Here is a 24,427-nt window from a genome sequence, read left to right on the forward strand (position 1 = left end):
TCGTGGCGAAGGGATAAATCCCCTCGCCACAACAGCCTCACTCAACATTGCACTGCGTTACGCCACGCTGATCCGCCAAATACCGAACGGCTGGTACGCCGGATCGATGCGCATGAACTGGTACTTGCCGTACCAGGTCCAGCGATGCCCGTTCATCAAATCCTCGCCCTGGGTCTGGGCGTCGTCGGGCAGGCCCATTTCCCACAGCGGCAATTCGAAATTGGCTTCCTGCGGGTTGTGCGGATCAAGGCTCACCGCCACCAGGATGAAATTGCTGCCGTCGGCGGTGCGCTTGCCGAAATAGAGAATGTTGTCGTTCCACGCGTTGTAGATTTTCAGGCCCAAGTGGGTATGCAGCGCCGGGTTCTGTCGGCGGATGCGGTTGAGCTGGGCGATCTCGGCAATGATGTTGCCCGGCGCGGTGAAGTCGCGAGGACGGATCTCGTACTTCTCCGAATCGAGGTATTCCTCTTTGCCCGGTACCGGGGCCGATTCGCATAGTTCGAAGCCCGAATACATGCCCCACAGACCCGAGCCCATGGTGGCCAGGGCTGCGCGGATCAAGAAGCCCGGGCGCCCCGACTCATGGAGAAAGGCCGGGTTGATGTCGGGCGTATTGACGAAAAAATTCGGTCGGTAGCATTCACGCCAAGGCGATTCGTTGAGCTCGCTGAAATAGGTCGCTAGCTCGGCCTTGGTGTTGCGCCAGGTGAAATAGGTGTAGCTCTGGGAATAACCGACCTTGCCCAGTCGCGCCATCATGGCCGGGGTGGTGAACGCCTCAGCCAGGAAGATCACTTCGGGGTATTGAGCGCGGACATCGGCGATCAGCCATTGCCAGAACGGCAGGGGTTTGGTGTGAGGGTTGTCGACGCGGAATATCTTCACGCCTTCCTTGACCCAGCCCACCACGATGTCCCGCAGTTCCATCCACAGGCTGGGAATCGCGTCGGCCGCGTAGAAATCGACATTGACGATGTCCTGGTATTTCTTCGGCGGGTTTTCCGCGTATTTGATCGTGCCGTCCGGCCGCCAGCTGAACCAGCCCGGGTGCTGCTTGAGCCAAGGGTGGTCCTGGGAACACTGGATCGCGAAGTCGAGGGCAATCTCCAGGCCGTGCTGCGCGGCGGCCTCCACCAGGCGTCGGAAATCCTCGCGGCTGCCCAATTGCGGGTGAATGGCCTCGTGCCCGCCCTCCTCGCTGCCGATGGCATAGGGGCTGCCCGGGTCGTCGGGACCGGCAGTGAGGGAATTGTTCGGGCCCTTGCGGAAACTGCGACCGATGGGGTGGATCGGCGGGAAGTACAGCACGTCGAACCCCATGTCCTGGATCACCGCCAGGCGTGAATGCACATCATTGAACGTGCCATGGCGCTGGGGATCGTCGGTGATCGAGCGGGGAAACAGCTCATACCAACTGGCAAACTCGGACAGCTTGCGCTCCACATCCAACGGGTATTCGGGGCTGATGCTCAAGTAAGGTCGATGATCGGCCAGGGACATCAGGTCGGCGCTGCGCGGTGCCAGGAACAGCGCCACCTGCTCCGTCGGCAACAGGCCGGAAAGCTCGTGGTGCAAGGCCGCCAGTTGCTCGCTCAGTTCTCCCGTGCTGCGCTCGGCGGCCATTTGCACTTGGTTGCGTCCTTCCTGCAACTCCAGGCTGATCGGCACCCCGGCACCGAACTTCTTCTCCAGTTCATAGCGGAAACTGGCGAACTGATCGATCCAGGCCTCGATGCAAAAGACATAGCGACCTTGCTCCGGCACGTTGAACTGGCCGCGCCAGCCGTTATTGCCCAGGTCGCTCATGACCTCGCTGTTCCATACCTCATCCTGCAGCGAACGCCAGCGAATGCGCACCGCCAACTTGTCGTGGCCGTCGGCGAACACTTTACTGGTCACCGTCACGTCCTGCCCGGCCACGGCCTTGACGGCAAATTGCCCGCCGTCGATCACCGGCATGGTGTTTTCAATCGCGATACGCGGTAACAACAAGGCTTGAGACAACGGCAAATGCGGGTTGTAGGCCAGGTCAGACGGGTGTTCAGCAGTCATCGAGCATCGCTCCTTTTACGCCCCATGGACGCGCTTGTGGCGGTAAAGGCCCAACGGGTCCCTGAAAAAAACTCACTTAAACTCCGAACCGGGGCGACGGCTAAAAGTTCAGCGGGATTTGCCCTCGATGTATCGGGATCGAACCCGGCACAGGGTGGTCAACAACAATAAGCACGACTCAAGCCATGTGCGTTACGGAGATCCATTCCTGATGAATATTCCCATCCCGGCCGAAACACCCGATCCAAACATCGACGACCCGACCTTGCCCCCGCCCGGTCCTGATCCGGAACCGATTCCAGAGAAAGACCCGCCGTTGGCTCCACAACCGCCCAAGGGCGACCCGCCCAGCGAGGCGCCGCCGGAGCGGGTCTGATTTAACGACTCGATGCCAATCCCTTGACCCTGTGGGAGCCAGCTCGCCCTCACAGGCCTTACATTCAAGCCGATGGCTTGTCGCCCTTCTCCAGCGCCCGAACAATGACCGGCATCACACTGAAGATGGCCAGGGCCAACACCGTACTGAGTACCGCAGTCGCTTCCCGGCCCAGTCCGGCGGCGACGCCGATCGCCGCGGTCATCCACAGGCCGGCGGCGGTGGTCAGGCCTTTGACATGACTTTCATCGCCGTCGCTGTTTTTCAGGATCGTGCCGGCACCGAGAAAACCGATGCCGGCGACCACCCCTTGTATCACCCGGCTCATGGCGTCGGCCTGGGACCCGGACATCTGTGGCACCAACACGAACAACGCCGCTCCCAGCGCCACGAGCATGTGGGTTCGCACGCCGGCAGCCTTGCCCTTGTGTTCACGCTCGAAACCCAGGATGCCGCCCAGCAGCGCCGCCATGACCAGCCGCACCGTGACCCGGGTCATCTGCTGGGCATCGGTGATGTCGGCGAATTCCGCTTGCAGGGTTATCCAGACTTCATGCCACCAAGCTTCCATGGACCGTCCTCTTTCTCATTGGATAAACGATGGACCGCAAGCGAAGCCAGAGGTGCACCCGACCGCTGATCAGCCACAACGAACCCTGGCTTGGCCGCGCGACCTAACGTTCATGACCCCTGAAGGAGGAACACCATGACTGTCCGTATCGATGAGAACCAGACCTGCCATTTCGAAACCCCCGACGGCACCGAACAGCGCCCCGCCAGCGAGCTGACCATCATCACCGACCCGGACAAGGCCATGTCAGTCGTGGAGCTCAATGGCGACCGGTTCTATATCACCGAGGCCGAGGCCGATGCACTGACCGTGGCCGGCGCAGTCGACGGGCGCAAGCATCTGAAGGCCAGCGACAGCGGCTCGGCGATCTGACGCCACCCACCAACTGCGACTGTACGAACTGAGTAGGAGCTGTCGAGCGAAGCGAGGCTGCGATCTTTCCATTCCTCATTGAGTCCAAAGCGAAAGATCAAGATAAAAAGATCGCAGGCTTCGCCAGCTCCTACAGAGCCCAACGGGGGCAAGGTGTTGTTCGCTCGCCCCCCGATGCATCAAAGTGTCGCAGGGCTTGGGCTTTGCGGCATCTGATCCGGTTTTTATCGAAACACCTGAGTCTGTTATGCAAACAGTTCCATGGTCATAGTGCGCCGGCCAGATAGAGGCTGATGAGCGACCGACCATGAGCGATAGAATCCCCGCCCAGTTGATACAGACGTTCGAACCTGCGCCAACGAAGATCAAGGCCAGGACCACCGACAACCTGATCCACACCCGCAGCTTCACCGGTTTGTTCCGCACCTTGCGCATCAGCGGTGCGGGGGTTCTGTTCCTGCTGTTCTTTGGCACGGTGTGGTTGAACTGGGGTAACCGCCAGGCGGTGCTCTGGGACCTTTCCGAAAGCAAATTCCACATTTTTGGCGCAACCTTCTGGCCCCAGGATTTCATCCTGCTGTCGGCGCTGTTGATCATCGCCGCTTTCGGCCTGTTCGCGATCACCGTGTTCGCCGGGCGTGTGTGGTGCGGCTACACCTGCCCACAGAGCTCCTGGACCTGGCTGTTCATGTGGTGCGAGAAAATCACCGAAGGCGAACGCAACCAGCGGATCAAGCTGCAAGCGGCCCCCTGGGGCCTGAACAAACTGTTGCGCCGCAGCGCCAAGCACACCTTGTGGCTGGCCATCAGCCTGCTCACCGGCCTGACGTTCGTGGGCTACTTCACGCCGATCCGCCCCTTGGCCGAAGAGCTGCTGACGTTGCAAATGGCTGGCGTGAGCCTGTTCTGGGTGCTGTTCTTTACCGCCGCCACCTACCTCAACGCCGGCTGGCTGCGGGAAGCGGTGTGCATGCATATGTGCCCCTATGCACGTTTTCAGAGCGTGATGTTCGACAAGGACACGTTGACCATCTCCTACGACACGGCCCGTGGCGAAATCCGCGGCCCGCGCAAGCGCGAGGTGAAGCCGGCCAATATTGGCCTGGGGGACTGCATCGACTGCCAGATGTGCGTGCAGGTCTGTCCCACCGGCATCGACATCCGCGACGGCTTGCAGATGGAATGCATCGGCTGCGCGGCGTGCATCGACGCCTGCGACTCGATCATGGACAAGATGGGCTACGCCCGTGGCCTGATCAAATACACCTCGGAGCATCAATTGCAGGGGGGCAAGACTCATCTGCTCAGACCTCGGCTGATCGGCTATACCGCCGTGCTCCTGGTGATGATCGGCGCGCTGGCCCTGGCGCTGGTGGAGCGGCCCATGGTGTCGCTGGACGTCAGCAAGGACCGTGGCCTGTTCCGCGAAAACAGCGCGGGCCAGATCGAAAACATCTACAGCCTGAAAATCATCAACAAGACCCAGCAACGCCAGGACTATCAGCTGTCCCTGGTGGACGGTGACGGTTTTGTCCTGCAAGGCAAGACGCAACTGAGTCTGGCGCCCGGGGAAATCGTCGATGTGCCGGTGTCGGTGGCGATGCTCAGCGAGCGGCCTCGCAGCGGCTCCCAGGAAATGACCTTCAAGGTAGCCGACAGCGATGAACCCGGCATCTACAGCCTGGCCAAGAGCCGTTTTGTCGCGCCGATGAATCGTTGAAGCTTTAAGATGCCGTGCGCCCTGTGGGAGCGAGCTTGCTCGCGATAGCGGTGGTTCATGTGCCTCCGTCATCGTCGGAACGCCGCCCGGAGCAAGCTCGCCCCACAGTGAAGTCCACACATGCCACCCAAGACTGGGCCCGCCATGAAACGCTATGAAAAATTCGCCGACGACATCGCTGAACTGATCCGCTCCGGCATGCTGGGGCCCGGCCAGCGCGTACCCTCGGTGCGTTATGCCAGCCAGACCTACGGCGTCAGCCCGTCCACCGTGTTCCAGGCCTATTATCTGCTGGAGCGCCGCGGCCTGATCCGCGCCCGGCCACGCTCGGGCTATTTCGTCAACACCCATGCGCCGAGCCCGTTTTCCGAACCGGCCATCAGCCCCCAGGTGCACGAATCCACCGAAGTGGACGTCAGCGAACTGGTGTTTTCGGTGCTGGACTCGATCAAGGACCCGGCCACCGTACCGTTCGGCTCGGCATTCCCCAGCCCGATGCTGTTTCCGTTGCAACGCTTGTCTCGCTCGCTGTCCAGCGCCACACGGGACATGGACCCACGGGTAGTGGTCACGGACATGTCGCCAGGTAATCCACAATTGCGTCGACAGATCGCGTTGCGCTACATGGTCGGCGGATTGATGCTGCCCATGGAGGAACTGCTGGTCACCAACGGCGCCCTGGAAGCCTTGAACCTGTGCCTGCAAGCCGTGACCGAACCCGGCGACCTGGTGGCGATCGAGGCGCCGGCGTTCTATGCCAGCCTGCAGGTATTGGAACGGCTCAAGCTCAAGGCCGTGGAAATCCCCGTCCACCCACGCGACGGCATCGACCTGGACGTGTTGGAACAGACCCTCGAACGCCATCCGATCAAGGCCTGCTGGTGCATGACCAGTTTCCAGAACCCCATGGGCGCGACCATGCCCGAGGCAAGGAAAAAGGCCTTGGTGGAACTGTTGCGCCGCCACCAAGTGCCGTTGATCGAAGACGACGTTTACGCCGAGCTCTACTACGGCCAACAGGCCCCCAAACCCGCCAAGGCATTCGACACCGAAGGGCTGGTGATGCATTGCGGTTCATTCGCCAAGAGCCTGGCGCCGGGCTATCGCATCGGCTGGGTCGCGGCCGGGCGCTACGCGCAGAAGATCGAACGGCTCAAGCTCATGACCTCGCTGTGCGCCTCGATGCCGGCCCAGGCCGCCATCGCCGACTACCTGCAGCACGGCGGCTACGACCGTCACCTGCGCAAACTGCGCTATGCCCTGGAAGAACAGCAGAGCGCGATGCTCGCCTCCATTGCCCGCTATTTCCCAGCCCAGACCCGGGTCAGCCAGCCAGCGGGCGGTTACTTCCTGTGGCTGGAACTGCCGGCGCAGATGGATTCGCTGAAACTGTTCCAGATGGCCCTGGCCCAAGGCATCAGCATCGCCCCGGGGCCGATCTTCTCACCGACCCGGCGTTTCAGGAATTGCATCCGCTTGAATTACGGCAGCCCGTGGACCGAGACCTCGGAAAAAGCCATGGAGACGTTGGGGCGGATTATTCGATCGTTTTGATAGGGGGTTGTCGGTAAGGACGCCATCGCGAGCAAGCTCGCTCCCACATTGGAACACCGTCCCCTGTGAGAGCGAGCTTGCTCGCGATGGGGCCAGACCAGACAACCCGGGGGTCAGCGCCCACCCCCCAGGTCCACAAATGTCCCGGTGGCGTAGGAAGCCTTGTCCGACAGCAGCCAGATAATCGCCTCCGCGACTTCATCCGGCCGCCCGCCCCGGGCCATGGGAATCGCCGATTCCAGCTTGCTGACCCGATCCGGATCGCCGCTCAGGGCATGAAAGTCGGTGTAGATATAGCCGGGGCGCACCGCGTTGACGCGGATGCCTTCGCCGGCGACTTCTTTGGACAGGCCGACGGTGAACGTGTCCAAGGCGCCCTTGGAGGCCGCGTAGTCGATGTACTCGTTGGGTGAGCCCAGGCGCGCGGCCACCGACGAGACGTTGACGATGCTGCCGCCCTGCCCGCCATGCCGGGGAGACATGCGCAGCACCGCGTGCTTGGCGCAGAGCATCGGGCCCAGCACGTTGGTCTTCAGAATCTTGAGAATGCGAAATTCGGACATCTCATCGAGCCGGGACTTGTGGGCGACCGTGCCAGCGTTGTTCACCAGGGCGGTGACACGGCCGAGCTCGGCATCCACCCGACTGAACAGGGCGATCACTTCGTCCTCGATGCTGATATCGGCGCGCACGGCAATCGCCTGCGCGCCCTTGGCCCGGACCTGTTCGAGCACCTCTTGCGCGGCGCTTTCGTCGGACTGGTAGTTGATGCAGATCCGATAGCCCAACTCGGCAGCCAACAGCGCCGTGGCCGCCCCGATTCCGCGGCCGCCACCGGTGATGACGATGACTTTATCCACGCTTGCTTCTCCCATTCCACGGATAGACGTCCGGCCCAAGGATAGCGTTCACGTCACGCTTTGCACAAACCGCGGCGCCTACCGGGCCAAGGCGCGCAGATCCAGGCGTCCGTCCCGCAACGGCGGGCACCAGTAATAGCCGCCGGTGATCGGTCGGCTCATGCGGTACAAGCCGTCGGTGATGCCGTCTTCCAGGCCACTCATGCGCCGCAATTGGGCCTCGAAGGCATCGAGGGAGAAACCGAACGCCAGGAACATCAGCCCTGCACGGTCGCCTTCGATCCAGGGCATGGACCGACGGACCACGAATGCCTCCGGGGCAAAGCTTTCCTGGGCGGTGCGCTTGACGTGGGCCGATTCCGGCGCGTCATCGATTTCTTCGTTGTCGCTCAGGCGCCGGCCCATGATGTTGTCGCGCTCATGGGGCTGCATCGCCGCGAAACCGTCCAGGTCGTGCTGCCACTGCTGGATCGCGGCGAAACTGCCACCGCGGACCCCGTCGGCGCCCTGGGCCAGGGCGGCGGCGATGGCCGCTTCGTCGTGGGGGTTTTCGGTGCCGTCTTCATAGCCGGTCAGGTCATGGCCGGTCATGTGGCGGAAAGTTTCGTTCATCTGCACCAGGCGCAGCGCCGGGGCCAGTGCCGCTTCGATGACGCGGCTGCGGTGCATCAGCTCGCCGCGGTCTTCACCGTGCAACCAGCACCACAGGGCGTGTTGGGTCGAGGGGTTGTCCACGCCCACGCCGGCCAGCGCCGGAAAAGCCCGCAGGCCAGCAATCTGGGCGCCCAGCGCCTGGACCAGCGATTCGCCAAAGCCGATCACGGCACGGTTATCGAGCAACAACAGGAGTTTGTCTAGCGCAGCCGGCAATGCCTCGACCGATTCCAGGGCAAAAAACAAATGACGGGCCTGAGGCGGAACAGGGGTGGCGAGAATGCCGGGCTGGTAGTAACTCATGTGAACTCCTTTAGAAAGAGCCGCGAGTTTACCCGGCGTCTGCCGCTTTGTGTGGTTTGGCTTGAGGTCCGGTGGCGTCGGGCAACCCGACCGTTTTGTGGGAAGGTTCCCGTGGCCCCGTCAGACAACTCAGAAACATCCCCCCGGCCCGATAGCCTCGGATTGCCGGGCCGCCAAAAACGCCCTAGATTGAGCCCCCTCCAGGAAGGCCAACGAGAACGCTGCACCATGCCAATTGCCAGATCGATAATCGTGGGGATTTTTGTCCTGGTCTGCGGGACGTCCGTAAGCTTTGCCCAGGAACGCATTGAAGACACGGTCAATGCCGTCATCCAGCCCTTGATGAAACAACAGGACATCGCCGGCATGGCCGTGGCGATCACCTACAACGGTCAACGCCATTATTTCAACTACGGCGTGGTCTCCAAGGACACGAAAAAGCCGGTCACCGACCAGACCCTTTTCGAAATCGGCTCGGTCAGCAAGACCTTCACCGCCACCCTCGGCGCCTATGCCCAGGCCCAGGGCAAACTGTCCCTGGCGGATCCGGCCAGTCGCTTTGCGCCGGAGCTGCGCGACAGCGCCTTGGAGGGCACCCGCCTGCTCGACCTTGCCACCTACACTGCCGGCGGCCTGCCATTGCAGTTTCCCGACGAGGCGGATCATCCGGACCGGATGTTCAGTTACTACAAGAACTGGAAACCGCTCTACCCGGCCGGCACCCAGCGGCTCTACTCAAACCCGAGCATCGGCCTGTTCGGCTATCTGGCGGCCCGCAGCCTGGGCCGGCCATTTGACGAGGTGATGGAGCGCACGCTGATGCCTGGGTTGGGCCTCAAGCACAGCTATGTGCGGGTGCCGCAGGATCAGATGGGCCGATACGCCCAAGGCTATGCAAAGGACGGCAAGCCTGTGCGAGTCGGCGCCGGCGCATTGGATTCCGAAGCCTACGGGGTCAAGATCAGTTCAACGGACCTGATTCGTTTCGTCGAGGCCAACCTGCGACCTGAAAAACTGGACGCGGACCTGAAGCAAGCCATCGCCACGACGCATACGGGTTTCTATAAGGTTGGCGGAATGAATCAGGGGCTCGGATGGGAGTTCTACCCCGCGCCGTTCACCTTGGACGACCTGCTCGCTGGCAACACACCGCAGATGGCCCTGGCCCCACAAAAAGCCGAATCTCTCGACCCGCCCCATCCGGCGCCGGACGGCGCCTGGATCAACAAGACCGGATCCACCAACGGTTTCGGCGCGTACGCAGCGTTCGTGCCCGGGAAGGACATGGGGATCGTCATGCTTGCCAACAGGAACTACCCGATCGAGGAACGGGTGAAGGCGGCACACCGGATCCTGATGGCGTTGGATGGCCTATAACAAGGGCTTTCGGCGCTATTGGAAATCAATCCTCCAATGGCTTAACCACCGCCGGCTTGGTTGCCTTGCCAGGCTTGGTGCCTTTCGCATCCTTGGCCGGTGCGGGCTCCGGAGCGGGAGGGGGGGCCGGGGGGGTCGCTTCTTTTTCCGCGACGGGAAGTTTATCGACGGTGTCGAAGAGGTCTTTCAATTCGATCGCCCCGGAATGCTCAAGCTTCTTTTCCCCGTCCTTGCCCACCAGGATGATCTTGGTCTGGGCCCCGGCGCCCAGCTTGAGGGAGCGGATCAGCGCCATGGTGCTTTGCGGGTCCAGGTCCTTGCCATCGCGCTGCCCAATGGTATTGAGCACGGTGTAGAGCACCATGTTGCGCTCGGAAAAACCCTGCTTGCCTGCCGGCTCATCCAAGGCCTTTTTCAGGCTGACCCAGACCGGGTCGACCGTACTCGGCGCGATGACGATCAGGGGGCGTGCCCTGCCTGCATCCGCCACCAGGGGTGAGTCGCCATCGGCAGCGAACAGGGGGCCGGCGATGGCCAGCAAGGTAGCGAAGGTCAACGACCGAATGAGCATGCGCCTCTCCTTTTGATATTTACGCTGTACTGATTGCACAGGGCGGCGATTGTTCCGCGAGAGTCGCTCAATACTGCGCCTGCCTGCCTTGAAGCTTAGGCCAGGGGAATCATTGCGCAACCGTAAGGAGAGTGCGGCGCGAGAGTTGGGATGGGGACCACTGTGGGAGCGAGCTTGCCCGCGATAGCGATCGAACCGTCGACTTCGATGTCGACTGTCATGCCGCTATCGCGAGCAAGCTCGCTCCCACATTTGACCGGGGTGATCGTTCTAGAACGCCAGCTTGAACCCGATCATCGCCAGCATCACCGCCAGGCAAGGGCGCAGCAGCTCATCGGAGATACGTCCCGACAAATGACTACCCAGGTAGATCCCCGGCAACGAACCAATCAGCAGGAAGCCCAGGATGTGCCAGTCCATGTTGCCCATGCTCGCATGGCCCAGGCCAGCGACCAGGGTCAGCGGCACGGCGTGGGCGATCTCGGTGCCCACCAGGCGCTTGGTGACCAGGAACGGGTAGAGAATGAACAGCGCGACGGTGCCCAGGGCGCCGGCGCCAATGGACGTCAACGCGACCATCGTCCCCAGCACGAGACCGGTGATGACCGTCAGCACATTGAGACGCGCGCCAGAGGGATTGTAGTGACCACCGGCACGGTCGTGGGCGAATTGCAGCAGACGCTTCTTGAACAGGATTGCCAGGGCAGTGGCGAACAACACGAAGCCTAAGGCTTGCTTGATCACCGCGTTCATGGCGTCCGGCGAGCTGTGCAGGCTGCTGAGGAACCACAAGGTCAAGCCGACCGCCGGCACGCTGCCCAACGTCAACCAGCCGGTGATGGCCCAGTCGATGTTGCGGTTCTTGGCATGAACCAACACACCGCCAGACTTGGTAATGGCCGCATACAGCAGGTCCGTACCCACTGCCGTCGCCGGGTTGATACCAAACCACAACAGGATCGGGGTCATCAGCGAACCACCGCCGACGCCGGTCATTCCAACGATGAAGCCGACCACCAGGCCCGCAACGACTAAACCGACATTACCGAAATCCATTAAACCCGTCTCAGCACGACCGCATGAAAAATCTGGCCGCGAGCATAGCGATTTTTCTTATAACTCCCTATATCGATATGATCTATCTTTATTCCTTTTCACCTCTATTCACTGAACCGGCAGGAAATTGAGGAACAGCAGGCTCTGGGCATAATTCAAACCGATACGCCGGTAGCGCTCGTCGAGCATCTGGGTCAGCAGGTCCAATCGGGCAACAATTTTCCCGAACTCGACGGCGAAACTCAGGTTGCTGCCCTCCTCCGAAATCTCATTGGAAAACAGCAGCGGCTTGCCGTCCTTGTTCTGCCGCTGGCTAAGCAGCCAAGTGGCTTTTTCGATGTTGCGCGCCGCATTGCTGACAAAACGCGGGTCGATGGTGTCGGTCATGTAGAACTCGAGGCGATTGCCATGAGCGGTGACCAGCATGCTGCCGATGGCATAGATGAACGCCCCGACCCGATCACCGAGAAACTCCGGGCTCATGGCATAGCTCAGGGCGGCCAGGTCCTTCTTGCCACCCAGGGTCGGCAAGGGTTGTTGCTGCTCGATGGCCATGCGCACCTGTTTTTCCGCGGTGCGGGCGTCAAGAAAGCCGGATTTGCGCAACTCCTCGGGGTTGCGCAGGTAAAGCTTGCTCATCAGCAGGTAGAGGCTTTGCAGGTTGTCGTGCATGGCCAACGTTGCCATGCGGTCGACACTGGTCTGCAAGAACTCCTGGGGCTTGGCATTGCTGAACTGCGTGACCATGTCCTGCCCCTGCTGATGGCTGCAGCCGCCGCTGAGCAGCATCGACACACCGAGCAACCCTGCCATGCAGGCACGGTGCAACCTCGTCACAGAAGAAAAAACACCGGCCATCGAGTCTCGATCTGGGCTGGGGGAAGCGACGGGGGTCGCCGCTTCCAGGCCATGGATAGAGCGGCAAAAATCGCAAAAGTGCAGTGCCCAGAGAAAATCCTCGCCCTTTAGTAAAGTCTTTTTTGTCTAATTAGTATTACTTTTTAATTGATAAATCTTCATTTATGGCTATAAATCCCTTTTCATCCTTTAAATAGAAAGACTACTAGACACAAAAGCCTTCATCGCTGTCCGACCAGTAACGGACTCGACCCGCGTTAAAACAACAACAAAACAACAGGAAGGAAGGTCACCATGCTTGAATCAAAACAACTGCTCACGGCCCTCGGAGTGTCTCTGATGATCGCCACCTCGGCTTCCCAGGCTGCCGGCCTGACCAATGAACGCGGTGCGTTCGGCAAGACCGACGACGGCACGGCGGTGGAAAAATTCGTACTGCGCAACAGCCATGGCATGGAGGCCACGGTCATCACCTATGGCGGCATCCTCCAGTCATTGAGCGTGCCGGACAAAAACGGCAAGGTCGCCGACATCGTGCTCGGCTTCGACGATGTGCAGGGTTACCAGAAGAATGGCAGCGTGTATTTCGGCGCGACCATCGGCCGTTTCGGCAATCGCCTGGCAGACGGGGCTTTCGAGCTGGACGGCAAGCGTTACCAAGTGCCGCAGAACGACCATGGCAACTCCTTGCACGGCGGGCCGCAAGGGTTCGACAAGCGTGTCTGGAAGGCCCAACCCCATAATGCCAAGGACTCGGTGGGCGTCACCCTGACCTACCTGTCACCCGATGGCGAGATGGGCTTTCCCGGTACACTGAAAACCGACGTCACCTATAGCCTCAACGAACAGAACGAGTTGCGCATTGAGTACAAGGCCACCACCGACAAGCCCACGGTGCTGAACCTGACCAACCACAGCTATTTCAACCTGGCCGGGGCAGGCAACGGCGACATACTCGAGCAGGTCGCGACCCTGCACGCGGCCCACTACACTCCAGTCACCGGCAAACTCATTCCCACCGGCGAACTGGCCCCGGTGGCTGGCACGCCGATGGACTTCACCCAACCCACCGCCATCGGCACCCATATCAAGGCTGATCACCCACAACTCAAGTTCGCCGAACCGAAACAGGGCGGCTTCGACTTCAACTGGGCACTAGACGCCAAGGGTGACGTGACCAAACTGGCCGCCGAGGTGTATGACACGGAGTCCGGACGACGCCTGCAGTTGTACACCACCGAGCCTGGCGTGCAGTTCTACACCAGCAACTTCCTCGATGGCACCGTCAAGGGCAAACAAGGCAAGGTCTATCCGCATTGGGGCGCGTTCACCCTGGAAACCCAGCACTATCCCGACTCGCCCAACCAGCCGAACTTCCCTTCGACGCGACTTGATCCGGGCCAGACCTACACCCAGACCATGGTGTTGAGGTTCTCCGCGAAGTAACTCCCCGCCGAATCGTTCCCATGCTCTTGTGGGAGCGAGCTTGCTCGCGATAGCGGTGTGTCTGCCTGTGATGATGCTGGATGGGCCGACGCCTTCGCGAGCAAGCTCGCTCCCACGGGTTGGTGTTGAGTTCGGATGCTGCGGGCTCGCGCAGAGCATGGGAACGATCCATCCGGGAACACTTGGTCTATCCTGCTGCCACACGTCAAAGCAAAAAAAACAGGAGATAGGCATGAGGACGCTGGAATTGGCGGGTGTGTCCGTACCGGTAATCGGCCAGGGCACCTGGCGCATGGGTGAAGAACCGTCCCATCACAAGAAAGAAGTAGCGGCCCTGCGGTTGGGGATCGAACTGGGCATGACCCTGATCGACACGGCGGAGATGTATGCCGAAGGCGGTGCGGAGACCGTCGTTGGCGAAGCGATCACCGGCCTGCGTGACCAGGTGTTCCTGGTGAGCAAGGTCTATCCCCACAACGCCAGTCGCAAAGGCATCCCCCTGGCCTGCGAACGCAGCTTGCGCCGGCTCGACACCGATTACATCGACCTTTATCTGTTGCACTGGCGCGGGCAGTACCCCTTGGCAGAAACCGTCGAAGCGTTCGAACGCCTGCGCGAAGAAGGAAAGATCGGCCGTTGGGGTGTGTCGAACTTTGACGTCGATGACCTCGAGGAGTTGGCCTCGCCGGCCTGCGCCACCAACCAAGTGCTGTACAACCTGCAGGAGCGCGGCATCGAATTCGACCTGCTGCCCTGGTGCCAGCAACGACGCATGCCGATCATGGCTTACTGCCCGGTCGGCCAGGGCGGGCACCTGCTCAAGGATCACACTCTGGAAAAAATCGCCGAACGCCATCGGGCAACACCGGCGCAGATCGCACTGGCCTGGCTGTTGCGCCAGGACAGTGTCATTGCCATTCCCAAGGCCGTACAGCCTGAGCACGTACGCCTGAATGCCGAGGCGACGAACCTGAAGCTTGAACCGCAGGATTTGGCGGCCCTTGACCTGATGTTTCCCCAGCCTCAGAGCAAGCAGCGGTTGGCGATGGTCTGACGCCTAAATACGGACCATCGGGAACACACTGATTTGTGGCGAAGGGATTTATCCCCGCTCAAATGCGCAGCACTCGCAACTTTATCGGTACTACGAAATCTCAGGGGCCGCTGAGCGCCCCAACGGGGATAAATCCCCTCGCCACAGATCCACCACGTCTCCGGTCCAAAGACTTCTGCAGGAATACACGGAAATCTCAGAACAACCCCATCTGCCCCCCCACCAACGTCGAAAAATCATCGTCCACAAACGGCAGGATCGCATCCGCCACCGGTTGCAGCTGTTTGCTCACGTAGTGATCGTAATCAATCGGCGCACTGCGAATTTCCAGCGGCTCGGGGCCGGCGACGGTGATGACGTAGCTGATCCAGCCGCCATTCTGGTACTGCCGCGGACGGCCCTGGCGCTGGTTGAACTCATCGGCCAGCCGCGCGGCCCGCACGTGGGGTGGGACGTTGCGCTCGTAATCTTCCAGCGGCCGCCGCAGGCGCTTGCGGTAGACCAGCCGATCATCGAACGCACCGGCCAGGGTCTGCTGCACATAATCACGCACATACTCCTGGTAGGGCTGGCGGTGGAAGATCCGCCCGTACAATTCCTGCTGGAACTGCCGGGCCAGCGGCGACCAGTCGGTACGCACGGTTTCCAGGCCTTTGTAGACGATTTCATCGCTGCCGTCGGCGCGGGTCACCAGCCCGGCGTAGCGTTTCTTGCTGCCCTCCTCGGCCCCCCGGATGGTCGGCATCAGAAAGCGCTTGAAGTGCGTTTCGAACTGCAGCTCCAGCGCGCTCTCCAACCCGAACTCGGCACGCACCTGCTCACGCCACCATTGGTTGACGTGTGCCACCAACTCCCGACCAATCCTGGCCGCTTCCTCCTGACCATGGGCACGACGCAACCAGACGAACGTCGAGTCGGTATCGCCATAGATCACCACATGGCCCTGGGCTTCGATCAACTGGCGGGTGCGCTGCATGATCTGGTGGCCGCGCAGGGTAATGGACGAGGCCAGGCGCGGATCGAAGAAGCGACAACCACTGGAGCCGAGCACGCCATAAAAGGCGTTCATGATGATTTTCAACGCCTGGGACAGCGGCGCATTGTGTTCGCGCTTGGCGGTCTCCCGGCCTTCGGACACCCGCGCGACGATGGCCGGCAGGCAATGTCGAGTCCGGGAAAAGCGCGCCCCGCGAAAGCCCGGCACCGACTCACGGTCATCCGGGTGGCGCAGCCCTTCGATCAAGCCCACCGGGTCGATCAGGAAGGTGCGGATGATCGACGGATACAGGCTCTTGTAGTCCAGCACCAGCACCGACTCGTAGAGCCCTGGCTGGGAATCCATGACAAAACCACCCGGGCTGGCCTCGGGCGGACGCTGGCCGAGATTGGGGGCAACAAAACCCTGGCGGTGCATCAGCGGCATGTACAGGTGCGTGAAGGCCGCCACCGAACCGCCGCTACGGTCCGCTGGCAGGCCGGTGACGCTGGCCCGTTCCAGCAGGAACTTGAGTAGCTCGGTCTTGGCGAAGATCCGCGTCACCAGCTCGCAGTCCTTGAGGTTGTAGCGGGCCAGGGCCGGCTTGTCCTCGGCGAACATGCGGTTGATCTCGTCCATGCGCTGGTACGGGTTGTCGATGGACTTGCCCTCCCCCAGCAGCGTCTGGGCGACGTTTTCCAGGCTGAACGACGGGAAGCTCCAGGTCGCCGAGCGCAGGGACTCGATCCCGTCGATGATCAACCGGCCGGCCGCCGAGGCGAAGAAGTGATTATTGCGCGCGCCGTGCTCGCGCCATTGCATTTCTTCGCCGCCGCGCCCCAGGCGCAACGGCACCGCCAGTCGCCGGGCATGTTCATGCAGCACCCGCAGGTCGAATTGCACCAGGTTCCAGCCAATGATCGCGTCAGGGTCGAAACGGGCGAACCAGTCGTTGAGTTTCTTCAGCAGAAGCGTGCGCGACTCGCAGTATTCCAGCTGGAAATCCACGCCGCTATCGTCGCCATTAGGCGGCCCGAGCATATAGACCTGGCGCTCGCCGCAGCCTTCCAGGGCAATGGAATACAAATCGCCCTGGGCGGTGGTTTCGATGTCCAGGGACACCAGGCGCAACGGTGGACGGTAGTCGGGCGCCGGTTTCATCTGGGCATCCACCAGCAGGCCATCGGCGGCCGGCGTACCGCCGAACCACACCGGGGCGGTGATGAAGCGCTCCATCAGGTAGCGCTCCGGTGGCCGGATGTCCGCTTCGAACACCTCCACACCGGCGCGGCGCAAGGTGCCGTCCAGGCGCATCAGTTGGGCGTGTTGCTGGCAATACAGGCCCAGCACCGGGCGATGCTCGAAATCCAGCAGGTCCAGGGGGCGTAGCTCTATCTCCTTCTCCCCTTGCAGCAAGGCTTCGAGCTGGCCGCGCTGGATCTGCGGCACGAAGGCCACCGACGTCTGCACCGGCAGGCGCACATGCCGGGGACCGGCGTCGGTCGCCAGCCAGAATTCGACTTCGGTGCCGGCCGGGGTGTCGCGCCAATGCCGGGTCAGGACGAAGCCCTGCTGTAAATCCACCGCTGAAACCTCGAATTTTGCGTAGGCGACGATTCTACCTGTGGCGAGGGGATTTATCCCCGCTGGGCTGCGAAGCAGTCCAAAAACCTGCCAGCGCGGTGTGTCAGGTCGATGTCATCAGCTTATTGGGGCTGCTGCGCAGCCCAACGGGGATAAATCCCCTCGCCACAACAGCGCCTGACCACGGGATGGGTGGTAATTTCCCGGGCAATGACGCTTTTGGACGATTGGCCGCCGCTTTACCGCTTGCTCTGCGCCGTTGGGTCTACGATGCTTTAACAACCAGCAAAAACAACACCCCGAGGCTTCCCCATGAAAACCGTCGCGCAGTTGCTCCGGCTAAAAGACGATAAGAACCAGCAAGTGCACACCATCTCACCGGACGACATGGTATTGCAGGCCCTGATGCGCATGGCCGAGAAGAACGTCGGCGCCTTGCTGGTGGTGAAGGACGAGAAAGTGCTTGGGATCATCAGCGAGCGCGACTATGCACGCAAAATGGTCCTGCACGGTCGCTCGTCAGTGGGCACGAAAGTGAGCGACATCATGGTATCCCCCGTGATCACCATCGACCCGCATCAGAATGTCGAGACCTGCCTGAGCATCATGACTGACAAGCACTTGCGACATTTGCCGGTGGTAGAAGACGGCAAGCTCGTCGGCCTGCTGTCCATTGGCGACCTGGTCAAGGAAGCCATCGCCGAACAGGCCGACCTGATCCGACAACTGGAGCAATACATTCGCGGCGAATGATCCTTTCCATCGGGTTGCTCATTCTCAACACACTTCTATATTGAAGGGGTTGTTCCTGCGAGCATCCCGATGGCCGCCACCGACCGACTGATCATTTGTGAACATTGCGATGCGGTGTACGAGCCGGTTGTGCTCGCCCCGCATCAGAAAGCCACGTGCGTGCGCTGCCACGCGGTGATCCAGCGCTACAACGGCCTGACCATCGAACAGCGCCTGGCCTTGAGCCTGACGGCCGCGGTGCTGTGGGCGTTCGCCAACCTCTACCCGGTGATGAGCATCCGTCTCCAGGGCCTGAGCAACAGCGCGACGTTGTGGGATTCCATCGTGGCGCTGAGCCAGGGTCCCATCACCTTCATCGCCCTGGTGACAGCGGTGGCGATCATCGTTGCACCGGCCTTCCAACTGGCGCTTCTGCTCTGGGTACTGAGCCATGCCTACCTCCAGCGGCGGGCGCCTGGATTCAGCCTGTGCATGCGCAGCCTGGAAACCCTGCGGCCCTGGAGCATGCTGGAGGTGTGCCTGCTGGGCGCGCTGGTGGCGGTGATCAAGCTCGCCGGCCTGCTGGATGTGCTCCCGGGTATCGGCCTGTTCGCCCTGGCGGCCTTGAGCCTGCTGATGATCCGTATTGCCGGGCGCGATGTCCGCGACCTGTGGGACAGCCTATGAACGGCCGGCCGCAGGACACCCCGCCAGAGGCCCGCGACCTGAACCTCTGCCTGTGCCACAGTTGCGGCCTGGCCTGCGACATGGCCGACGGCCCCCAGACCTGCCCGCGTTGCGACGCCGCCCTGCACCGCCGCAAACCCGACGCCATCACCCGCACCTGGGCCTACATGCTCGCGGCGCTGGTGTTCTATATCCCGGCCAACCTGCTGCCGGTCATGAACACCCAGATGCTCGGCGAAGGTGCCGACAGCACCATCATCAGCGGGGTCATCGAGTTCTGGCACAGCGGCGCCTGGGACATCGCGCTGATCATCTTCATCGCCAGCATCGCGGTGCCCGGCATCAAGTTCGTGGTACTGACCCTGCTGCTGGTGACCGTACAACGACGCAGTACCTGGGCCCAGGTCCAGCGGGCGAAGCTGTACCGGCTGGTGGAAGTCATCGGCTATTGGTCGATGCTCGATGTGCTGGTGGTGGCCCTGGTGGCCGCCCTGGTCAAGTTCCAGGCACTGAGCGATATCGAGCCTCGACCGGGTATCCTGTTCTTCGGCCTCGTGGTGCTGTTCACCATGCTCTCGGCCATGAGTTTCGACCCCCGACTGATCTGGGACACTCAACCATCCGAGGAGGTCATGAATGAAGTCGCAAGCCACTGACGGGCAACAACCCGCCCCCGGCCGGGCCCACGTCACCACCCGCCGCTGGACGGTGTCGCTGGTGTGGATCGTGCCGATCATCGCGGTGCTGGTGGGTGTTTCCCTGGTGGTCCACAACTGGCTGCAGGAAGGCCCGACCATCACCATCACCTTCAAGACCGGCCAGGGCCTGACCGCCAACAAGACCCAGGTGAAATACCGCAACGTGGTCATCGGCCAGGTCACCGACGTGCAACTGAGCCAGGACCAGAAGAACGTCACCGCCACGGTCAAGCTCGCCAAGACCGCCGACACCTTCACCCATGAAGACTCGGTGTTCTGGGTCGTACGGCCGCGCATCGGGGCCGGCGGGATCTCGGGGATTGACACACTGCTGTCCGGTGATTTCATCGGTGCCGACGCCGGCCAGTCAAAAGTACGCGCCAAGTCCTTCACGGGGCTGGAGAACCCGCCGCCGATCACTTATGGCGAACCGGGCAAGCGCTTCACCCTGCACGCCCAGGACCTCGGCTCGCTGGACATCGGCTCGCCGGTGTACCTGCGCAAGATCCCGGTGGGCCAGGTGGTGTCCTACGCCTTGGACGCCGACGGCAAAGGCGTCAACATCGACGTGTTCGTCAACGCGCCCAACGATGTGTATGTCACCGAAAACACCCGGTTCTGGAACGTCAGCGGCGTGGACGTGAACGTCGGCGCCAACGGTTTCGCCGTCAAGACCGAATCGCTCTCGGCCTTGTTGCTGGGCGGCATCGCGTTCCGGGCACCGGAGTACAGCCCCAATGACACCGCCGCCAGTGAAGACAAGACTTTCGAGCTGTTTGCCGACCAGCAGAGCGCCCTCGCCCCACCCGATGGCAAGGGCCAATACCTGGCCTTGCGTTTCGACCAGGCCCTGCGCGGGTTGCGCGTCGGTGCGCCGGTAGAGTTCCTCGGCGTGGAAGTCGGCAGGGTGGTGGCCATCAACCTCGATTTCGATGAGAAGCAACGCAGCTTTCCGGTCAACGTCGGCGTGGTGATCTACCCTCAGCGCCTGGGCAAGGCCCATGAAAAACTGCTCAAGTCGCTCAATCATGATCCCGAAGACGAAGCGGCCGGTGCCCGCCTGATCGGCAGCTTCGTCGAGCGCGGCCTGCGCGCCCAGGCCCGCAGCGGCAACCTGCTGACCGGGCAGTTGTACATCTCGCTGGACTTCTACCCCAAGGCCGAAAAAGTGGCCTTCGACCCCAGCGCCCGCCCCGTGCGTATCCCGACCCTCCCGGGCAGCCTCCAGCAATTGCAGGAACAGCTGCAGACGATGGTCGAACGGATCAACAAGCTGCCACTGGAGAGTATCGCCGGCAACCTGGATGGCAATCTGGTGGAGCTGCGCAAAGGCCTGGCCCAGTTCAACAGCAAGACCCTGCCAAGCGTGCAACACACCTTGCAAGACGTCAGCAAGACCCTGCAATCGGCCAATTCGACCCTGGCCGAAGATTCCCCCCAGCGCGAACAACTGACCCAGACCCTGGACGACCTGGGGCGCATGTCGCGCTCGCTGCGCGAGCTGTCGGACTACCTGAGCCGGCATCCCGAATCGCTGCTTCGCGGTCGTCCCAAGGACGCACCGGCACAGAACCTCACATTGCCGGTGAAAGAATGAGTACAGGAGCCCGTCCCATGCCACTGACGCTGAAATTCACCTTGGTCGCCGTGGCACTGCTGCTCGGCGCCTGTCGCAGCGATCCGATTCATTACCACACCCTTAGCCCGGCTCAGCCGACAGGCCCGTCACGCTCCGGCGTGGATATCCAGATCGAACAAGTGAGCGTCCCACCCCAGGTGGATCGCACCCAAATGGTCATTCGCCAGGGCAACAGCGGATTGGCGATCCTGGAAACCGAATGGTGGGGCGCCAGCCTGGCAGATGAACTGCACAGCAGCCTGGACGAACAACTGAACAACCCTGGCGCGCCGAAATCATCGCTGCGGGTGGACGTGCAGCGCTTTGATTCGATCCCCGGCCGCTATGCCCGCATGGACGTGCAATGGCGCCTGCGCAACCTGGGTGGCGATACCCGCCTCCTCACCTGTCGCAGCAGCTTGCAAACGCCAGCGGGGGCCAGTATCGACGAACTGGTGACGGCGCATCAGCAGAACGTCCAGCAATTTGTCGGCTTGGTTGAGCAGGCGGCTGTACGCAAGGCTTGTCCTTGACCCGTAGGCGCTGCCGAAGGCTGCGATCTTTTGATCATTTGATTTTTCGCTTGAGATTCCAGCGTTAGCGCAAAGATCGCAGCCTCGCTTCGCTCGGCAGCGCCTACAAAGGCCAATGCAACGACAGCATCGGTGCAACGCGCGGATGGTGATCGATGCGCTCCAACAATCCGTAAAACTCCGGACGGGCGTTCAGCATTGCCTCCCGCGTGTTTCTCCACTTCGTGATCACCGCCGCCAGGATATCCATCGCCCCCGGCTCGGCACCGCCGAGAAAGGGCCGAGCCGGGAACTGATCGGCAAACAGCGCCCAGTTGCGATACAGCCGTTGCTGGGTGCCCGCTACCAAGCGCTGCCGAGTCGCTTCGTCCGCATCGTCCAGCCAGCGTTCCGGAAAATCGATGATGCCGATGGGCGTGTAGCAATTGGCTGCGATATAGACCAGCCCCCGTATGGCTTGCGCACGCTGGGTTGGGTCATCAGGGAGCAGCTTCGAGGCCGGAAAGGTCAGCCCGAGGTGAATCAGGATCGCCGCCGCTTCGGTCAGCACCGAGCCGTCCGGCAACTGCAAGGTCGGGACCTGCTTCTGAGGGTTGAGTGCCTCGAGTGCTTTCGCGGCGTCGCTGTCCTGGGTCGAATAGGCATCGACCCGCCGATACGCCACATTACAAAGATCCAGGGCAATCTCCACCGCCGCAGAACCGGATTGCCTGTAACCGAATAACTGATACATGAACTTGCCTCCTGCCTGTGGTTACCCGGTAGAGCCCACAAACCTGGCTGTGTTCCACCCGGAGGACGACACGCACGTTGTGGCCCAGCTTCGCTGGATCAACCGACATCGATGGACTGACGAGCTATCACTGTCGTCGATGTTCACCATCATGCCAATGAAGTTCTCTTGATGGTCGCCCGGGACAACAATGGCCCCACACAAAACCACTGCACCCCCGGAGCACACCATCATGAAACGCCAAGTCATCCTCAGCCTCGCTTTCTCCGTACTGGCCGCCAACGTATTTGCCGCCTCCTCGCAACCCGTCGTCGCCGAAGGCGGTTCTGATCGCCTGATCGAAAACCGTGTCGCCGAAGGTGGCTCTGACCGCCTGCTGGAACGCCGCGTCGCCGAAGGTGGCTCCGATCGTCTGCTGGAACGCCGCGTCGCCGAAGGTGGCTCTGACCGCCTGCTGGAACGCCGTGTCGCTGAAGGTGGCTCTGACCGCCTGCTGGAACGCCGTGTCGCCGAAGGTGGCTCTGACCGTCTGCTGGAACGCCGCGTCGCCGAAGGTGGCTCCGATCGTTTGATCGAGAACCGTGTCGCTGAAGGCGGTGCCGATCGTCTGCTGGAACGCCGCGTTGCCGAAGGTGGCTCCGATCGTCTGATCGAAAACCGCGTATGAGTTGCTTGACCGCAATGCCTGGAAATATCGCAAATGATGGGCAACACACCCCGTGGCGAGGGAGCTTGCTCCCGCTCGGGCGCGCAGCGGCCGCAACCTTCACGCAGTCGCTGCGCAGTTCACCCGATACACCGTTGCAGAACACTCCCAATCCAAACCCATCACAATAAAAGCCCGGCCTCATCCGCCGGGCTTTTTCATGCCTCAACGCCTGGCTAGCGCCCCGCCGCCCGCGCCATGCAGCGCTGATAACGCTCATCCACCCGCTTGGCGAACCACGCTGTGGTCAGCTTGCGCGTGATTTTCGGGCTCTTGAGCACGATCCCCGGCAATACCGCCCGCGGCAACGGCTTGCCCTCGGCCCGCTCAGCCAGTTCGAACACACGCTTGTAGAGCGTGCTGTCCTCGAAGGCCAGGCTGTCGCCCTGCTCCAATTGATCGCGAATGGTCGGGTTGCGCATTCCCAACGACTTGCCCAGCGTGCGTACCGCCAACTCCGTGCTGCCCGGCATGATTGAATCATGGGCAACCAGATCGCCATCCAGCGCCAGGGAGATGCCCGACGCTACACTCACCGCATGCTGGAAAGCCGCGTTGCGACTGGCGTACCACCCGGCATTGAAATCGGCGAAACGATACAACGGCTCGGTATAGTTCACCGGATAGCCCAGCAAATGCGCGATACCGAAATACATCCCGCCACGGCGACTGAACACTTCGCGACGAATCGAGCCATCCACTGTGTAGGGATAATCCCGCGCATTGGCTTGGGCAAACGCGATACTGACCTGCATCGGCCCACCCGTGTGCACCGGATTGAAACCGCCGAACAGCGTCTTGCCCAGCGGCACCATGCCAATGAAGTCATCGAAGATCCCGCTCAGCTCTTTCTCGCTACGGGCCGCGTTGAGCCTGTCGCTGTAGCTTTTGCCATTGGGCGAGCGCACCTGGAGCGCGCCGCTGACCAGCAGCTCCGGAATGTGCACCTTCGCCGCACGGCGGTTGATCTCCTGACGGGCGATTTTGCCCAGCCCCGGCACCGGTGGGTCGGCCTGGAACGTCGACTCCTGCTCGGTCACCGCCAGGACCGCACAGATATTCTGCGTCGTGGACGGAATCTGCTGGGCCGCAAAGGCCACGTAGATGTCAGTCGCCCAACCTTCACGATCCGCCGTCTTGACCGGCAACAACTGCACGATCTGCTTCTTGACCTCGGCGGGCTGGCGCTCGGGCTCCTGCAACTGACGGCTGCCGCAACCGGCCAGGGCCAGCAATGCCGCGAGACTGATCATCAACTGGTTGAATTGCATGGTGCTCCATCGCGTTCGTTATTCCGGAGCAACCATACGATCAAAAGCGGATGCGGGCTATG

23 protein-coding genes are annotated in these 24,427 nt (G+C 61.6%); 13 read left to right on the plus strand and 10 right to left on the minus strand.

Features of this window, described 5'->3' with window-relative positions:
* Window positions 1-57 precede the first annotated feature (57 nt).
* Window positions 58-2,055: an alpha-1,4-glucan--maltose-1-phosphate maltosyltransferase gene (locus BT125_RS04015; protein ID WP_072405274.1), complete on the minus strand. Its 1,998-nt coding sequence runs from the start codon at window positions 2,053-2,055 to the stop codon at window positions 58-60.
* Window positions 2,056-2,266: 211 nt separating this feature from the next.
* Here BT125_RS04015 and BT125_RS29410 point away from each other — a divergent pair, with 211 nt between their 5' ends.
* Complete coding sequence (locus tag BT125_RS29410; protein ID WP_170866802.1) at window positions 2,267-2,431, plus strand: hypothetical protein; 165 nt, start codon at window positions 2,267-2,269, stop codon at window positions 2,429-2,431.
* A 64-nt stretch (window positions 2,432-2,495) separates the two neighbouring features.
* On the opposite strand, the gene BT125_RS04020 is transcribed toward BT125_RS29410, so the two are convergent.
* On the minus strand, window positions 2,496-3,002 hold the full coding sequence (locus BT125_RS04020) for an MgtC/SapB family protein (RefSeq protein WP_072405275.1): 507 nt from the start codon (window positions 3,000-3,002) through the stop codon (window positions 2,496-2,498).
* A gap of 135 nt (window positions 3,003-3,137) precedes the next feature.
* On the opposite strand from BT125_RS04020, the gene BT125_RS04025 reads away from it, so the two are divergent.
* The 3 genes from BT125_RS04025 to mapR all read left to right on the plus strand — a co-directional run bounded on the left by BT125_RS04025 (window position 3,138) and on the right by mapR (window position 6,648).
* Complete coding sequence (locus BT125_RS04025) at window positions 3,138-3,374, plus strand: DUF3203 family protein (protein WP_060738240.1); 237 nt, start codon at window positions 3,138-3,140, stop codon at window positions 3,372-3,374.
* A 307-nt stretch (window positions 3,375-3,681) separates the two neighbouring features.
* Window positions 3,682-5,094: a cytochrome c oxidase accessory protein CcoG gene (gene ccoG / locus BT125_RS04030; protein ID WP_072405276.1), complete on the plus strand. Its 1,413-nt coding sequence runs from the start codon at window positions 3,682-3,684 to the stop codon at window positions 5,092-5,094.
* A 144-nt stretch (window positions 5,095-5,238) separates the two neighbouring features.
* Window positions 5,239-6,648, plus strand: a complete 1,410-nt coding sequence (mapR, locus tag BT125_RS04035) for a GntR family transcriptional regulator MpaR (protein ID WP_072405277.1) — start codon at window positions 5,239-5,241, stop codon at window positions 6,646-6,648.
* Between the two features lie 113 nt (window positions 6,649-6,761).
* Here the strand turns inward: mapR and BT125_RS04040 are convergent, their stop codons facing one another.
* Together BT125_RS04040 and BT125_RS04045 are read right to left on the minus strand one after the other, a co-directional pair.
* Window positions 6,762-7,508, minus strand: coding sequence for an SDR family oxidoreductase (locus BT125_RS04040; RefSeq protein ID WP_072405278.1), 747 nt, complete (start codon window positions 7,506-7,508; stop codon window positions 6,762-6,764).
* Between the two features lie 78 nt (window positions 7,509-7,586).
* Entirely contained in the window at window positions 7,587-8,465 is an 879-nt protein-coding gene (locus BT125_RS04045; protein ID WP_072405279.1) for a Dyp-type peroxidase, read from the minus strand.
* 228 nt (window positions 8,466-8,693) lie between these two features.
* On the opposite strand from BT125_RS04045, the gene ampC reads away from it, so the two are divergent.
* Window positions 8,694-9,842: a class C beta-lactamase gene (ampC, locus tag BT125_RS04050; RefSeq protein WP_072405280.1), complete on the plus strand. Its 1,149-nt coding sequence runs from the start codon at window positions 8,694-8,696 to the stop codon at window positions 9,840-9,842.
* A gap of 25 nt (window positions 9,843-9,867) precedes the next feature.
* Here the strand turns inward: ampC and BT125_RS04055 are convergent, their stop codons facing one another.
* From BT125_RS04055 to BT125_RS04065, 3 genes are all read right to left on the minus strand, one after another.
* Window positions 9,868-10,413, minus strand: coding sequence for a DUF4174 domain-containing protein (locus BT125_RS04055; protein ID WP_072405281.1), 546 nt, complete (start codon window positions 10,411-10,413; stop codon window positions 9,868-9,870).
* Window positions 10,414-10,683: 270 nt separating this feature from the next.
* Entirely contained in the window at window positions 10,684-11,469 is a 786-nt protein-coding gene (locus tag BT125_RS04060; protein ID WP_053183477.1) for a sulfite exporter TauE/SafE family protein, read from the minus strand.
* Between the two features lie 108 nt (window positions 11,470-11,577).
* Entirely contained in the window at window positions 11,578-12,282 is a 705-nt protein-coding gene (locus BT125_RS04065) for a hypothetical protein (protein WP_371857783.1), read from the minus strand.
* A gap of 339 nt (window positions 12,283-12,621) precedes the next feature.
* Between BT125_RS04065 and BT125_RS04070 the strand changes: the two genes are divergently transcribed.
* Together BT125_RS04070 and BT125_RS04075 are read left to right on the plus strand one after the other, a co-directional pair.
* Complete coding sequence (locus BT125_RS04070; RefSeq protein ID WP_072405283.1) at window positions 12,622-13,773, plus strand: aldose epimerase family protein; 1,152 nt, start codon at window positions 12,622-12,624, stop codon at window positions 13,771-13,773.
* 232 nt (window positions 13,774-14,005) lie between these two features.
* Window positions 14,006-14,827, plus strand: coding sequence for an aldo/keto reductase (locus BT125_RS04075; protein ID WP_072405284.1), 822 nt, complete (start codon window positions 14,006-14,008; stop codon window positions 14,825-14,827).
* Between the two features lie 196 nt (window positions 14,828-15,023).
* Here the strand turns inward: BT125_RS04075 and BT125_RS04080 are convergent, their stop codons facing one another.
* Complete coding sequence (locus tag BT125_RS04080; RefSeq protein ID WP_072405285.1) at window positions 15,024-17,387, minus strand: DNA polymerase II; 2,364 nt, start codon at window positions 17,385-17,387, stop codon at window positions 15,024-15,026.
* A 312-nt stretch (window positions 17,388-17,699) separates the two neighbouring features.
* On the opposite strand from BT125_RS04080, the gene BT125_RS04085 reads away from it, so the two are divergent.
* From BT125_RS04085 to BT125_RS04105, 5 genes are all read left to right on the plus strand, one after another.
* Window positions 17,700-18,140 carry a CBS domain-containing protein gene (locus BT125_RS04085; RefSeq protein ID WP_060738251.1) on the plus strand — a complete coding sequence of 147 codons (441 nt, stop codon included), beginning with the start codon at window positions 17,700-17,702 and terminating at the stop codon, window positions 18,138-18,140.
* Between the two features lie 69 nt (window positions 18,141-18,209).
* Window positions 18,210-18,806: a paraquat-inducible protein A gene (locus tag BT125_RS04090; protein WP_072405286.1), complete on the plus strand. Its 597-nt coding sequence runs from the start codon at window positions 18,210-18,212 to the stop codon at window positions 18,804-18,806.
* A complete protein-coding gene (locus tag BT125_RS04095) occupies window positions 18,803-19,462 on the plus strand; it encodes a paraquat-inducible protein A (RefSeq protein WP_072405287.1) in 660 nt (219 codons plus the stop codon). Before BT125_RS04090 ends, BT125_RS04095 begins: the two co-directional genes overlap by 4 nt.
* Window positions 19,443-21,101: a PqiB family protein gene (locus tag BT125_RS04100; protein WP_072405288.1), complete on the plus strand. Its 1,659-nt coding sequence runs from the start codon at window positions 19,443-19,445 to the stop codon at window positions 21,099-21,101. The genes BT125_RS04095 and BT125_RS04100 overlap by 20 nt, the downstream gene beginning before the upstream one ends.
* A gap of 17 nt (window positions 21,102-21,118) precedes the next feature.
* On the plus strand, window positions 21,119-21,655 hold the full coding sequence (locus BT125_RS04105; RefSeq protein WP_072405289.1) for a PqiC family protein: 537 nt from the start codon (window positions 21,119-21,121) through the stop codon (window positions 21,653-21,655).
* A gap of 103 nt (window positions 21,656-21,758) precedes the next feature.
* On the opposite strand, the gene BT125_RS04110 is transcribed toward BT125_RS04105, so the two are convergent.
* Entirely contained in the window at window positions 21,759-22,388 is a 630-nt protein-coding gene (locus BT125_RS04110) for a glutathione S-transferase family protein (RefSeq protein WP_072405290.1), read from the minus strand.
* 232 nt (window positions 22,389-22,620) lie between these two features.
* Between BT125_RS04110 and BT125_RS04115 the strand changes: the two genes are divergently transcribed.
* Complete coding sequence (locus BT125_RS04115; RefSeq protein WP_072405291.1) at window positions 22,621-23,055, plus strand: phage infection protein; 435 nt, start codon at window positions 22,621-22,623, stop codon at window positions 23,053-23,055.
* Between the two features lie 215 nt (window positions 23,056-23,270).
* Here the strand turns inward: BT125_RS04115 and BT125_RS04120 are convergent, their stop codons facing one another.
* Window positions 23,271-24,365, minus strand: coding sequence for a DUF1615 domain-containing protein (locus BT125_RS04120; protein WP_072405292.1), 1,095 nt, complete (start codon window positions 24,363-24,365; stop codon window positions 23,271-23,273).
* Window positions 24,366-24,427: the final 62 nt, after the last annotated feature.

This window comes from Pseudomonas sp. NFACC04-2 (assembly GCF_900119265.1).
Taxonomy (GTDB): domain Bacteria; phylum Pseudomonadota; class Gammaproteobacteria; order Pseudomonadales; family Pseudomonadaceae; genus Aquipseudomonas; species Aquipseudomonas fluorescens_AA.

What these genes read in the sequence shown, in the direction of transcription:
- BT125_RS04020 (WP_072405275.1), bottom strand. Translation starts at nt 3,002, where the DNA reads ATGGAAGCTTGGTGGCATGAAGTCTGGATAACCCTGCAAGCGGAATTC.
- BT125_RS04015 (WP_072405274.1), bottom strand. Translation starts at nt 2,055, where the DNA reads ATGACTGCTGAACACCCGTCTGACCTGGCCTACAACCCGCATTTGCCG.
- BT125_RS04095 (WP_072405287.1), top strand. Translation starts at nt 18,803, where the DNA reads ATGAACGGCCGGCCGCAGGACACCCCGCCAGAGGCCCGCGACCTGAAC.
- BT125_RS04120 (WP_072405292.1), bottom strand. Translation starts at nt 24,365, where the DNA reads ATGCAATTCAACCAGTTGATGATCAGTCTCGCGGCATTGCTGGCCCTG.
- BT125_RS04105 (WP_072405289.1), top strand. Translation starts at nt 21,119, where the DNA reads ATGCCACTGACGCTGAAATTCACCTTGGTCGCCGTGGCACTGCTGCTC.
- BT125_RS04025 (WP_060738240.1), top strand. Translation starts at nt 3,138, where the DNA reads ATGACTGTCCGTATCGATGAGAACCAGACCTGCCATTTCGAAACCCCC.
- BT125_RS04100 (WP_072405288.1), top strand. Translation starts at nt 19,443, where the DNA reads ATGAAGTCGCAAGCCACTGACGGGCAACAACCCGCCCCCGGCCGGGCC.
- BT125_RS04060 (WP_053183477.1), bottom strand. Translation starts at nt 11,469, where the DNA reads ATGGATTTCGGTAATGTCGGTTTAGTCGTTGCGGGCCTGGTGGTCGGC.
- BT125_RS04090 (WP_072405286.1), top strand. Translation starts at nt 18,210, where the DNA reads ATGGCCGCCACCGACCGACTGATCATTTGTGAACATTGCGATGCGGTG.
- ccoG (WP_072405276.1), top strand. Translation starts at nt 3,682, where the DNA reads ATGAGCGATAGAATCCCCGCCCAGTTGATACAGACGTTCGAACCTGCG.
- BT125_RS04075 (WP_072405284.1), top strand. Translation starts at nt 14,006, where the DNA reads ATGAGGACGCTGGAATTGGCGGGTGTGTCCGTACCGGTAATCGGCCAG.
- BT125_RS04085 (WP_060738251.1), top strand. Translation starts at nt 17,700, where the DNA reads ATGAAAACCGTCGCGCAGTTGCTCCGGCTAAAAGACGATAAGAACCAG.
- BT125_RS04065 (WP_371857783.1), bottom strand. Translation starts at nt 12,282, where the DNA reads ATGGCAGGGTTGCTCGGTGTGTCGATGCTGCTCAGCGGCGGCTGCAGC.
- BT125_RS04070 (WP_072405283.1), top strand. Translation starts at nt 12,622, where the DNA reads ATGCTTGAATCAAAACAACTGCTCACGGCCCTCGGAGTGTCTCTGATG.
- BT125_RS04055 (WP_072405281.1), bottom strand. Translation starts at nt 10,413, where the DNA reads ATGCTCATTCGGTCGTTGACCTTCGCTACCTTGCTGGCCATCGCCGGC.
- BT125_RS29410 (WP_170866802.1), top strand. Translation starts at nt 2,267, where the DNA reads ATGAATATTCCCATCCCGGCCGAAACACCCGATCCAAACATCGACGAC.
- BT125_RS04110 (WP_072405290.1), bottom strand. Translation starts at nt 22,388, where the DNA reads ATGTATCAGTTATTCGGTTACAGGCAATCCGGTTCTGCGGCGGTGGAG.
- BT125_RS04115 (WP_072405291.1), top strand. Translation starts at nt 22,621, where the DNA reads ATGAAACGCCAAGTCATCCTCAGCCTCGCTTTCTCCGTACTGGCCGCC.
- ampC (WP_072405280.1), top strand. Translation starts at nt 8,694, where the DNA reads ATGCCAATTGCCAGATCGATAATCGTGGGGATTTTTGTCCTGGTCTGC.
- BT125_RS04045 (WP_072405279.1), bottom strand. Translation starts at nt 8,465, where the DNA reads ATGAGTTACTACCAGCCCGGCATTCTCGCCACCCCTGTTCCGCCTCAG.
- mapR (WP_072405277.1), top strand. Translation starts at nt 5,239, where the DNA reads ATGAAACGCTATGAAAAATTCGCCGACGACATCGCTGAACTGATCCGC.